Source organism: Acinetobacter sp. WC-743, from assembly GCF_000335555.1.
Classification (GTDB): domain Bacteria; phylum Pseudomonadota; class Gammaproteobacteria; order Pseudomonadales; family Moraxellaceae; genus Acinetobacter; species Acinetobacter bereziniae.
Genome location: NZ_AMFQ01000046.1, coordinates 51,733 through 64,342 on the forward strand (window position 1 = coordinate 51,733; position 12,610 = coordinate 64,342).

At 38.3% G+C, this 12,610-nt stretch carries 10 protein-coding genes; 3 read left to right on the forward strand and 7 right to left on the reverse strand.

The features are described from left to right. The 4 genes from ACINWC743_RS06780 to ACINWC743_RS06795 form a co-directional block, all read right to left on the reverse strand. Nucleotides 1-429, reverse strand: a complete 429-nt coding sequence (locus ACINWC743_RS06780) for a hypothetical protein (protein WP_005029923.1) — start codon at nucleotides 427-429, stop codon at nucleotides 1-3. Nucleotides 430-465: 36 nt separating this feature from the next. Continuing rightward, on the reverse strand, nucleotides 466-1,107 hold the full coding sequence (locus tag ACINWC743_RS06785) for an SMI1/KNR4 family protein (protein WP_009584886.1): 642 nt from the start codon (nucleotides 1,105-1,107) through the stop codon (nucleotides 466-468). 98 nt (nucleotides 1,108-1,205) lie between these two features. Then, the gene (locus ACINWC743_RS06790) at nucleotides 1,206-2,300 is read right to left on the reverse strand and encodes a fatty acid desaturase family protein (RefSeq protein ID WP_009584869.1); all 1,095 of its coding nucleotides are present in this window, start codon (nucleotides 2,298-2,300) and stop codon (nucleotides 1,206-1,208) included. 12 nt (nucleotides 2,301-2,312) lie between these two features. After that, nucleotides 2,313-3,380, reverse strand: coding sequence for a ferredoxin reductase (locus ACINWC743_RS06795; RefSeq protein WP_005029926.1), 1,068 nt, complete (start codon nucleotides 3,378-3,380; stop codon nucleotides 2,313-2,315). 140 nt (nucleotides 3,381-3,520) lie between these two features. Between ACINWC743_RS06795 and fabR the strand changes: the two genes are divergently transcribed. The 3 genes from fabR to ACINWC743_RS06810 all read left to right on the forward strand — a co-directional run bounded on the left by fabR (nucleotide 3,521) and on the right by ACINWC743_RS06810 (nucleotide 6,362). Next, nucleotides 3,521-4,216 (forward strand): HTH-type transcriptional repressor FabR, encoded by a 696-nt coding sequence (gene fabR / locus ACINWC743_RS06800; protein ID WP_005029927.1) that lies wholly within the window; start codon nucleotides 3,521-3,523, stop codon nucleotides 4,214-4,216. 43 nt (nucleotides 4,217-4,259) lie between these two features. After that, complete coding sequence (gene dapB / locus ACINWC743_RS06805) at nucleotides 4,260-5,084, forward strand: 4-hydroxy-tetrahydrodipicolinate reductase (protein WP_035300531.1); 825 nt, start codon at nucleotides 4,260-4,262, stop codon at nucleotides 5,082-5,084. Between the two features lie 261 nt (nucleotides 5,085-5,345). Then, entirely contained in the window at nucleotides 5,346-6,362 is a 1,017-nt protein-coding gene (locus ACINWC743_RS06810) for an AI-2E family transporter (protein ID WP_004831423.1), read from the forward strand. Nucleotides 6,363-6,447: 85 nt separating this feature from the next. Here the strand turns inward: ACINWC743_RS06810 and ACINWC743_RS06815 are convergent, their stop codons facing one another. The 3 genes from ACINWC743_RS06815 to ACINWC743_RS06825 form a co-directional block, all read right to left on the reverse strand. Beyond that, complete coding sequence (locus tag ACINWC743_RS06815; RefSeq protein ID WP_009584879.1) at nucleotides 6,448-8,142, reverse strand: AMP-binding protein; 1,695 nt, start codon at nucleotides 8,140-8,142, stop codon at nucleotides 6,448-6,450. Between the two features lie 806 nt (nucleotides 8,143-8,948). Then, nucleotides 8,949-11,786 carry an RNA polymerase-associated protein RapA gene (rapA, locus tag ACINWC743_RS06820; protein WP_009584839.1) on the reverse strand — a complete coding sequence of 946 codons (2,838 nt, stop codon included), beginning with the start codon at nucleotides 11,784-11,786 and terminating at the stop codon, nucleotides 8,949-8,951. A 139-nt stretch (nucleotides 11,787-11,925) separates the two neighbouring features. Next, nucleotides 11,926-12,570 (reverse strand): RluA family pseudouridine synthase, encoded by a 645-nt coding sequence (locus ACINWC743_RS06825; protein WP_035300534.1) that lies wholly within the window; start codon nucleotides 12,568-12,570, stop codon nucleotides 11,926-11,928. Nucleotides 12,571-12,610: the final 40 nt, after the last annotated feature.

Below are 12,610 nucleotides of genomic sequence, written 5' to 3' on the forward strand. Positions count from 1 at the left end.
TTAGATCGGTTCCCGATGTAAAATAATAGCGTTATAGCCATAATCTAAACTTGAACACTCGACATCAAGCCTATCCCCCCTTTGAGGGTTTTGTTCAAAGGCGACACTCCATAAAAAATTTGGATCTTGTTCAAAGATATAACAAAGTTCAATACAAGAGATATGATTAAATGCATGATATCGGATTGAGTTTAATTCACCATTGCTTAAATCCAAGGCAGAAAATTGCTGAATATACTGTTCTCCAAATTGCACCAAGTCTGTAACCAAAGGTTCAGCAAGTTTTAAAAAGTCAAACTGTTGCTCAGGAAATATCTCGGCATATTCATTTGGAATCAATACATCAACCCATTGATTTTCAATGCTGGCAAACCAATGCTGGAATTCAGACACATACTGGAAATCTTGAAGTTTAGGAAATTTAATCATTCACCTCTCTCACAGTGCTTACAACACAATTAAAACTTACTCAAAATCAGGGCGTGCCCATCGTTCACTCATATGCCAATTAATGATATCAATCGTTGGATCAGTTTCTAGAAATTCATTTTCATCTTCTAATGCCTCTTCATTCAACTGATATAAGTCAGCTTGTAAATCCTGACAAAACTGTTGGAGTAAGTCATCAATCGAATTGGCAACCAAAATCCCCACGTTATAATCATGATCAATAAAAATGACCTGCCCACTGACACCTAAAGCTGTCGGTGCTAAGTCCAAATATAAACCAGTTCTTCCACCGTCATGTGCAAACTGAATCCAATCTCGATGATAAGCATTACTTGGGTTAATTTGCGGATCGGCATGTTCTAACACAAAAAGCTCATCCACAAGATCTGCAAGCTCTAGTCGTCTATTTTCAATTGTGGCAAGAGATAAAAACGCCATACCATAAAACAAACTTCCAAGGTTCTCTTCTTCATTCATACCATTATGCCAACGGTAGAGTGCTTTAAAACCTTCTGGCAATGTTCTTGAAATCTGATGTTCAAAGCCTTCAATCTCGACACTGTTTGCCGCAGGATTCAATGATTGCTTGGCAATTTGTGGCGCATGCTGTTCTAACCAGCTTTGTATATCTTCTAATTGTTTTTGAATCATTTTCATTATTCGCAGAAATAACCTTTGACTAGAGTTTACTCAAAAAAATCAAACAATGACAATAAAAAAGCCACTCAAAAGTGGCTTTCATATTAAAGCATTCATTATTTTTTAAATGGAAAAGCATATTTCACGATACGTCCGAGTACCTGACCATACTGCTTAAGCAAACTGGCATTGTTGTAGTTCAAACCATATTTTTTACATACGGCTTCCACTTTAGGTGCCATTTTACGATAACGGCGCGCAGGTACTTCTGGAAATAAATGATGCTCAATCTGATGGCTCAAATGCCCTGTTAAAATATGGAATGCTTCAGACCCTGTGAGATTTGAAGAACCCCGAATCTGACGCATATACCAATGACCACGGCTTTCATCCTGTAAAACAGTCTTAGGAAAAACTTCAACATCTTTGGTAAAGTGACCACAAAAAATGATACTAAATGTCCAAATATTACGAATACCATTTGCCACTAAATTACCAGTAAATACTGGCAAAGCAGCTGGACCAGCAATCAAAGGAAAAAATAGGTAATCTTTAAAAAACTGCTTACCGATTTTTTTCTGTGTTGGTTTCCATTCTTCTTTAAATTGCGCCCATGTTTTTCGCTTATAGATTAATCTTCCGATTTCCAGGTTTTGGATCGCAACCCCCCACTGAAACAATAAGCAGAAAGGAATTGCGTATAAAGGCTGAAGCAGAAAACCCGGCTTCCAACGTTGTTCTGGAAACAGGCGTAGCAAGCCATAACCAATGTCATCATCCATGCCTTTAATATTGGTATAGGTATGATGTTTATAGTTATGGGTTTGACGCCAATTGTCAGACGTCCCCACAATATCCCATTCGTAAGTTGTTCCTTTAAAACGTGGATCATTCATCCAATCATATTGCCCATGCATGACATTATGACCAAGTTCCATATTTTCCATGATCTTTGCAAAGCTGAGTAAACCTGTCCCTAATAACCACGCGGGTGGGAACCAACCTGCAAACAAACAGGCGCGTCCTAAAATACTGCTATAACGAATAGCGGCATATACTTTTTTAATGTATTTGGCATCTTTCTCGCCAATATCATCCAGCACTTCTTGCTTAATCGCATCCAACTCTCGTGCAAGTTCATCCAACTCAGTCTGACTCAGTTCACGATTTTTGGTATTTTTAAAATATTGAATTTTAACTGGCATATTCATGGTAAAACTCGCTTAAATATCAATCACTAAATCAGTCTGAGCTGTATTTACACAGATTCTCAGTAAATTATTTGGTTCCGCATTCTCTTGACCATTTACCAAGTTTTGCGTTGCGCCCTGCACTTTATTGCATGCACATTTATTGCAGATTCCCATTCGACAGCCATGCTCTGGTTTAACATTTTGCTGTTCTAGACCGACTAAAATTGCCTGCCCTTTTGGAATTGCTATCACTTTATTGGATTTAGTTAAAGTAACATTTACAAAGCCTGTATCATCTGATTTTACAGGGCTTAAACTAAATGCCTCACTTCTAAATTGTTTGGCATTTTCAAACAACTGTTCTGCTGTTGCGACAAAACCTGATGGTCCACAGGCATAGACTGTACTCAGTTCTAAGTTTTTAATCAGGTAGAGATACTCTGTATTCAAACGTGTATCCGCTGGTGCTTCTTGTGTATAAAATACATCGAATTTAAATTGCGGATATTGCTGTGACAATTGTTCAAAATATTGCTGAAACACCACATCACTTTGCTTTTTAACCCAATACAGTAGATGTACAGGCTGTTGATCCATTTGATGTTTCGATAATAAAGCCTGAATCAAACTGTACATCGGTGTGATGCCACTGCCCGCTGCCAATAAAATCAGTGGATGTACCGTTTCAGGAAGCAGCATATCGCCATAAGGTTGACCAAACTCAATGATGTCACCGATTTGGATATGATCAATCAACCATTGACTAACAACACCTTTTTCAACTTTTTTTACAGTAAGCAAGACATGTTGTTGATCCAGTTGTGTCAGACTATATGTACGCTCATAGCGTCGACCGTTGACTTCAACCACGACTGGATGATGTTGACCTGCCTGCCCCATTTTAAAATGACGATTCGTTTTAATTTTTAGACTTACAGTGTCTGCAGCTGATTGTTTCTTTTCAACAATTTCCCCTAATGCTTGTTGAACAGACCACAAAGGATTAATTTTTTGTAGCCAAAAATTGGCAGTATCATTCCCCAATACCATATCAAATATAGACGTTACAGGAGATTTTTGCTTTTCAATAGCGTGCATGTTGAGCTCACCATCTGAGTGAATTTTAATTATTATACACATGTATATATATTTGTATATATAACCGTATTGTATCTAGACATTTCACTTATGTAATCGCAACCGCTATAATGAAAAATATTTTAAAGATTTGATAATTTATGAATCCAACGTCAGCATTACCTCAGAACGCCTCTTCTGTTCAAGATCAAATTCATGAGCTTGAAAAAGTTTCTGTACGTACCGTTGGACGCAAAGCAACCATTACCAAAGAAGAATTATTCCAAGCAGCATTAAATTTAATTGGTCCACAAAAAAGTATTTCTTCACTGAGCTTAAGAGAAGTTGCTCGTGAAGCTGGGATTGCGCCGAATAGCTTTTATCGACACTTTAAAGACATCGATGAATTGGCGATTGAATTAATTGATCGTTCAGGTGTGGTATTGCGTCAAATTTTGCATGAAGCACGCATCAAGGCCGTAAGACAAAGCAGTATTATTCGTAGTTCTGTAGAAGTTTTTATTGAACAATTAGATGCCGATGAAGGTAATCTAAGCTTATTACTGCGTGAAGGCTATACTGGATCAAAACAATATAAATTGGCTGTTGAAAAACAGTTAAATTACTTCCAACAAGAATTACAGGAAGACTTGATTCGAATTGAGCGAATTAATCACAGTAAACTGACTCATCCTGATTTAGTGGCTAAAGCCATTACACAGTTGGTCTTTAATATGGGTGCGAACGTGATTGATTTGCCAGCCGCTGAACGCAAGGAAGTTGCGGAGCAAACCATGATTATGATTCGGATGTTACTTGAAGGCTCTCGTCATCTGGATGAAGCACAAATTAAATAATCCCTTTACTTCAACGACCTCATACTATTATAAGCATCCAATAATGAGCAAAAATCAACAGAATATCCGCGTAGGTATACTTGGTGTGACAGGTAGAATGGGACAAATGCTCGTTCAAGCATCTATTCAAGCTGGATTACACATTACGGTTGCGACAGGCAGAGCCGGAAGTCCATGTATTGGTCAAGAACTCGGTACATATTTCAATAGAGACTCCTTAGATGTCATCATTACTGAAGACTTAGCAGCAGTTATTCAAAATTGTGATGTGGTGATTGATTTCACCACAGCTGAAGCTTTGTATCATCACCTTGAAACCTGTCAACAAGCAAACAAACCAATCATTATTGGTATTACAGGTCTATCTGAAGCATTGAATCAGCGTATTGTAGAAGCAGCTCAAACAATCACTGTTGTACATTCAGGTAATTATTCCATAGGCGTCAATTTATCAGTCGACTTGGTACGTGTAGCAGCACAATTACTCGGGCATGATTTTGAAGCTGAGATAATTGAAGCCCACCACCGCCATAAAATAGATGCCCCATCAGGGACAGCCTTGATGTACGCTGATGCAATTTCCGAAGTAAGGCAGACATCTCTCTCTGATTTAGCCGTTTATCAACGCTCGGGCAATCAAGCTGAACGAGATCCACAAAGTATTGGTTTACAAGCAATTCGGGGAGGAGATATCGTGGGTGAACACAGCACGATTTTTTTTGGTCATGGTGAGCAAGTTGAAATCAAACATATTGCAACCAATCGCATGAATTTTGCTACGGGTGCTGTTCGCGCAGCAGTGTGGAGCATGACTCAACCATCTGGTTTATATGATATGCAAGATGTCATCCATTTTCATCCAGATTAGCATTTCAATGCCAACTCACTTTTAATTTCCATCTAGAGCTTTCATTGAGAACTCAAGCCATTTAAATCTTTATGCCGGAATAACTTTAATTACTTAGCAATAGTGAAAGAATATATTTCATTCAATATTGATGCAAAATATTTCACATAGAATTAAGATTCATATATAAAAATAGTTGTTGTCGTCCAAAGCTAGAGCGGTTTAAATTTAGTTGCGGTTTTTATGACCCATACATCAATTGTATAATTGAGCCAAATTCACATGAAAATGTTAAATGATCGTCAAAGCATTATTGCAAGTTATTTGCTTATGCTGATCTTTTTGTCTTTACTCATTCCACTACATTTACTCGCATCTTTTTTTGCAGGATTTGTTGTTTTTGAAATCATTAACAGTCTAGGTACGGTCACGGAAAAATATATTGATGGTCAACGAGCACGACTGACCATCAGTATTGTACTCGCGATCATTATTATTTCTCTGATTGTATTGAGCATCACCGGCCTTATCAGTTTTGTGCAACATGATTTGCAAGGTGCTGGAATCCATGCCATTAGCGATCAAGTAGATCAAACACTACAAAAACTGCAACTTGAAGTTGCCCAGTATTTCCCAAGTTTTATTCCCTATTCTTTAACTGAATTAAAAGACCAAACTTTTGATCTAATTAAAGATAATTTATCAACTTTAAAAAATACTGGAACTGGTTTTTTACATAACTTAGCCACGATGCTCATCGGGATGATTGTCGGAATACTGGTTTCATTAAATCGCCTACATCCGCAACCTGACCAACCTGCATTTAAACGAGCCATGATCACTCGGATTGAAAATCTTTCCAGCTCTTTTAAGAATGTGGTTTTTGCTCAATTTAAAATCTCATTGATTAATACTTTCTTATTTTTGCTGTTCTCACACCTACTGCTCCCTGCTTTTGGTGTACAGTTGCCCTTTGCCAATACCTTAGTGATTCTGACATTTATTTTTGGGCTTATTCCAATCGTTGGGAACTTACTCTCCAATACGATTATTGTGATTGCAGGCTTGACCATTTCAGTATCTACAGCCGGTATTGCACTGCTCTATTTGATCTTTATTCATAAACTTGAATATTTTATCAATGCAAAAATTATTGGAACCAAAATCCATGCAGCATCGTGGGAAGTATTATTGGCAATGCTGGTTTTTGAATCTCTTTTCGGACTTGCAGGCTTAATTATTGCACCTGTTTTCTATGCTTATCTCAAACTTGAGCTTAAACAAGCTGAAATGATTTAAGTGGAATGCAAAGTAAAACCTCATTCATTCAAAAGACGCTTTAAAGCGTCTTTTTTACAGGTTTGATTTGGTCGTTTTCAAGCAATTATTCCCAAACAATCTCTTGCTTTTGTTGCGCCCAATTATCCAGAAATGGTGCATAACGGCTTTCAATCTTATTACGTTTAATCTTCATTGTAGGTGTGAGCAAATCATTTTCCATAGTCCATGGCTCATTGACAATCACAAAGAAACTCAGCTTTTCATGTGGCTCAAGCTCTTCGTTGATTGTCGTCCTTAAAGTTTTTAATGTATTTTCAATATCATCTTTTTGTCCATTCTGCTTTAAATGAAGCCGTATATCCTCTGCCAACATGATAAAAGCAACAGGCTGTGGTTGGCTCGAACCACCCACACATACAGACTCAATTAAAGCATTGTTCCCCAATTTCTGTTCTGTCGGAACAGGCATGACATATTTTCCTTTAGAGGTTTTAAAAATGTCTTTAATCCGTCCTGTGATTTTTAAACGCCCTTGTTGATCAATTTCACCTAGATCACCAGTACGTAAAAATCCATCTGCAGTGATATCTTCTGCTGTCTTTTCTGGATTTTTATAATACCCCAACATGGTTCCTGGGCTTTTTACTAAAATTTCGCCATTTTCATCGATTTTACATTCTACCTTCGGTTGCACATGCCCAACATAGCCCATGGCAAACTGTCCTACTCGTGTGACATGCGAATAGCCACAGTTTTCAGTCATTCCATAGACTTCGAGCAATTCCAAGCCTAAATTCCTGTACCACATTAAGATATCAATCGGTAAAGGTGCTGCTGCTGTAAAAGCATAACGCACGTGATTTAATCCCAATTTAGTTAATAATTTCTTTTTGAGTAAATTGCCTACAAGCGGAATTTTGAACAAAACTTTTTGGACATGTAGAGGAATTTTTTCATTAATTCCTAAATAAAATTTTGTCCAAAGCCGTGGAACTGAAAAGAATAAGGTAGGTTTAGCACGATTTAAATCTTCTATAAACGTTTCTAGCGAATTTGCAAAATAAACAGTGAATCCACACACCATCAGCGAGGTTTCAATAAAAATACGTTCAGCCACATGAGCCAGTGGTAAATAAGATAATGCTCGGTCATTCTCATTAACTTGATAGATGGTTTTAAGTTCCCGTGCACCTGCCAAAATCGTTCCAAAGCTTTGCATTACCCCCTTGGGTGCACCGGTACTTCCCGAGGTATAGACGATGGTTGCCAATGTATTTTTATCTGGCAAAGCTGGGTCTTGCAGCGGTTCAGTCGTCTGAACAATATCATTCCATGAGGGTGCATCATACTCAGGTGATAAATTTAGAGTGATACATGGCAAGTCTTGTGGAATGACGGGTTTGACTTCATTCCAACTGTCTGCTTTGCCGTCAAGCTTTCCAATAAACAATAATTTTGCTTCGCTGTGATTAAGTACATAGGTCGCACCTTCAGCATTTAATGTCGGATAAAGTGGTACAGAGACATAGCCAGCCATCCAAATCGCTAAATCTGCCATGATCCAATTTGCGCTATTTTTTCCATAAATCGCAATCGCACTTTGTTCAGGTAATCCCAAGGATTGCAGGTAAGCAGCCATTCGTCGAACTTGTGATGCAACTTCAGACCATGTATAAGACACCACCTCCCCATTGGCAAGCGGCTGAACAAATGCCTGTTTTTGCGGTAGATGTTTTTCCCAGTGAAGTAAATAATGCACATGGGTATCATGAAACTCAACAAAATCCTTGTTTTCCATATCGTTTCTTCCATTTATTGTAAATTTTTATCTCTGGTAGAGGCTTTCAGCTTTAAATGTGATTGATGAATATGTGAAAAAAATATTGGATGAAAAAGTGACAATGTACAAACAAACTTCAATCCATATTCAATCCTTGAAACGGAAAGCACTTTATTTTAATAGCATAAAATGAATTGAGATGTATATATAAATTCGCTAATTATTTACGGTTGATACTGGCTCAATCATAGCCCCTTACTCAAACATGATATCTCACTGATAAAATATCAGGTGCTACAATTAAGCTAGCACATTGTGTTTTAATTTTTGGTCACAATCATACCAATCAATATGATTCACTTAATATAAATCAAATAAGCTTTGCTTTTTCTATCAGCCAATTTTACTTATCGTCGCTATCGCGGTTGGCGACATGGATGTCGCCGTCGGTCAAGGGCGATATGGATATCCCCTTTGACTGACGAAAGATTTTTGTTACTTTTCATCTCTGAAAAGTAAAGTATCGCCTACGCGAATCAATTTAAACTTTAGATGTAAAGCGTGGCATTGCAAACTTTATATCATCAAGCAATATATTGATTTTATCGGTCTAAAAATTATATTTACTGTATGATTTTTTAATAGACTCGCTATATTATGCAAGTTTTCTTTAATGGTATCACTCAAAAGAAAAACAGAATGTATTTACTTAAAACTTATTCGCCAGCAAACAATTCATCAATGCATTGATCCTATAAATCTCCATGAATAGATACAAAAAAGCTCCCGAAGGAGCTTTTTTAATACAACAATTAGAAATCGAATTAAGGTTTAACCACAACCAATACTTGAATGGCTTCTGGTGTTACGGACAAGCCATCCAATAAAGCTAAACCTTCTTTCTGAAATTTCTGTAAACGTTGAATTTCATCAGTACGAATACTTGGATTAAATTGTTTTAAATAGCTCAAGCGATCAATTTCATATTGCCATTTACTACCGTAAATCTCTTTCGCTTGTTCTTTAAGTTGCGGTAATGCACCTTTTGCAATATCAAGCGCTTGAGCATAACGCTGCTCAATCACTTCACGACGAGCTTTAACCACTTGGCGACAGCTATTACTATCTAAATGATGCAAATACGGCTTAATGATTTCTGGATCAAGCTTCGCGGTAATGTCCTGACCTGTTTCAGTCAATAGAACACGAATCAATTGCGTCGGTAAACTTGATGGAAGATTCAAAGCTTTTGGTGCAATCACATCTACTTTAAACCAAACCTCTAACAAGATCGTCCCTTGTTTAAGCGCATTGGTTTTAAGAATTGCAACATTGGTACTGCCAAAAGATTGAGTACGAATGATTTCCATCACACTTTCAGTGAAAGGATGCTCAAGTGTTAAATATTGTGCATCTTCACGAATCTGTGCCTGATCACGATAGAATGTCGCAGTAATGCCTTCTTCATCAATATCCAAACCTTGCACTTGCATCTGGTCTGTCGGTTTAATGATGACAGTACCGTTACTTTGCTCATCGAAATCAATATTGGTCGATGCCATAAAACGCTTCATGAACATCGGCAATAAAGTGTTGTCATCATAGTCTTCTAATGCAGTGACAATCTCCTGCGCCACGATCGGACGGCATGAATTGTACTCTAACAGACGGTCACGACCATCTTGCAACTCTGCTTCAAGCGCTTGACGCTGTACATTGACCGCTTCAAGCAAGTCTTCGAAAGCCTGTCCTTTATCTGCCAATAAACATTCTTTTAAATCAACAATAAAGTTTTCTTGCAGCGTTTGCGCTGTTGGAGAAATATTACTGAAAATATTGAGTGCTTCATTATACCAACGGAACATACGCTCTTGTGCAGTACCAATCAGATAAGGCACATGAATCTGAATACGATTTTCTTGTCCAATACGATCCAAACGTCCAATACGCTGCTCTAATACATCAGGATTTGCAGGCAAGTCGAAAAGTACCAGATCCGAAGCAAACTGGAAATTACGTCCTTCCGAACCAATTTCAGAACACAGTAAAATCTGTGCACCATAAGAATCTTCAGCAAAGTAAGCCGCAGCTTGGTCACGTTCCAACAAGCTCATACCTTCATGGAACATTGCTGTACGAATCCCTGCATGGATACGTAACGCATTTTCAAGCGCTTCAACGACTGGACCACTACGTGCAATCAACAACACTTTTTTATGCTTTAAATCTGAACGCAAACGCTCCATGAGCCATGTCACACGTGGATCAGTTTCCATCCATGCGCCATCAAGCTGTCCTTCTTCCGGCCACATTTGCTCACGTAATTTACCATCTTTAGACCAGTTCTCTGGTGCTGGCAAAGCTGCTGGCTGGCAATCACGTCCTGGGAAACCTTGAATCGCTTCTCGTGTATTACGGAATAAAATACGACCTGTACCATGACGATCTAAAAGTTCATGAATGGCACGGAAACGGTGTTCAGGTTGATCTTCAATTGGATGACCCAATAGTTTTTCAACTGCTGCCAAATGCTCGGCTTCAAGAGGTAAATCCGACATCAATACTTCAGCGATTTTCGCAGTATGATGATATTGCTCTTCTTCATCCAAGAAGCGATCAAGTGAACTAAAACGTTGTGGATCAAGTAAACGTAAACGCGCAAAATGGCTTTCTACACCCAACTGCTCAGGTGTTGCAGTAAGAAGCAATACACCTTCTGTCTTTTCAGCAAGCTCTTCAACCAAATCGTAACGATCGTTGCCACCCTCTTCCTCACTCCACATCAAGTGATGAGCTTCATCGACAACCAGCAAATCAAAACCTGCTTCAATCGCTTGTTCACGCAAGTCATCATGGTCGATCATCAAGTCTACAGAAGCAATAATACATTGTTCAGTCAAGAATGGATTGAGTTCAGGATCGTGTTCTTTGATCGAAGCTGTACGAGTCAAATCAAACAGTGAGAAATTTAAATTGAAACGGCGACGCATCTCAATCATCCACTGATATTGCAGTGAATCTGGCACCAAAATCAAAATACGTTCAGAACGACCTGTTTTAAGCTGTTGATGAATGATCAATCCCGCTTCAATAGTTTTTCCTAGACCAACTTCATCAGCCAATAACACACGTGGGGCAAAGCGTTTACCCACTTCATGTGCAATATAGAGTTGGTGAGGAATCAATCCAACTCGTGCGCCAACCAAGCCACGTAAAGGAGAGGTTTGCATATTGGCTTGCATCTGCATTGCCTCAATACGCAAGTCATACCATTCCTTATAATCAATTTGGCTTGCGAGTAAGCGCTCTAAAGGTTTTGATAGTTGAATTTGCGCACCAATACGCGTTTCATTCAATGCCTTTTTCTCTTGCTCACCATTGTCCAAGGTACGAATCACGTTATAACGAATCACACCATTGCGGTCATCAAAGGATTCGACAATCCATTTAATCCCTTCTTGATCTTGAACTTCATCATTAACATTGAAAACAATACGAGATAGAGGTGCATTATTACGTGCATAGACACGAGTTTCGTCACTTTTCGGAAAAAGAATACTGATTGAACGTTCATCGACATCAATCAATACACCTAAACCTAACTCAGTTTCTGTGTCCGATAACCAACGTTGACCTATAGCAAATTGTTGCAATTTTTCCACCTTTATCTCATGTTAGGGCTGAAACATGGTTGCTCAAATCAGGAGAATATTTGAACAAAGTTTACACCCATTACGCAATACTTTTTGACATAAAGCTCATTAAATTTTGAGCGACTTAATTTCAACTTAAAAATTTTGACTAAAACGGAACTGGACAATCAAATTGTACAAGCTCCTCTGTTTTAGGATGATGAAAACTGAGTTGTTGTGCATGTAGACATAATCTTGGCATAAGCTGCTGCTGTTCTACAGTTGCATATAAAGTATCACCAATAATGGGATGACCTAAATATTGCATATGTACACGTAACTGATGTGACCGTCCTGTAATCGGTGTTAATTGCACCCGAGTTACAGCCTGTTCTTGAATATGAAAATGCTCGATTACTTTCCAGTGTGTTAAAGCTGGCTTGTTATGTGCTGGATCTACAATATGTAAAGGAGGATGTTCGGGATCATACACCACAGGAACATCTACAGTACCCTCACCTGCTAAGGTTCCTGCAACAACGGCTTGATAAATTTTAGCGGTTTGGCGCTCTTGAAACTGCCGCGAAATGGTTTTCTGTCCCCATTTGCTTAACCCAAAAACTAAAATACCAGAAGTATCACGATCTAAACGATGAATGAGTAAAGTCTTGGCTTCGATTTCTAATAATCTATTGATCACACAATCTTGTAAATCTGCTGTTTTTCCAGGAACAGTGAGTATGCCTGCTGGCTTATCAATCACCATAAAATCATCATCACGATGTATCAGGTGTTCGGTTAGAAAATTACTCAAAGTTCAGTTCCAATGATCACGCAAACAAGCAGGCAATTCT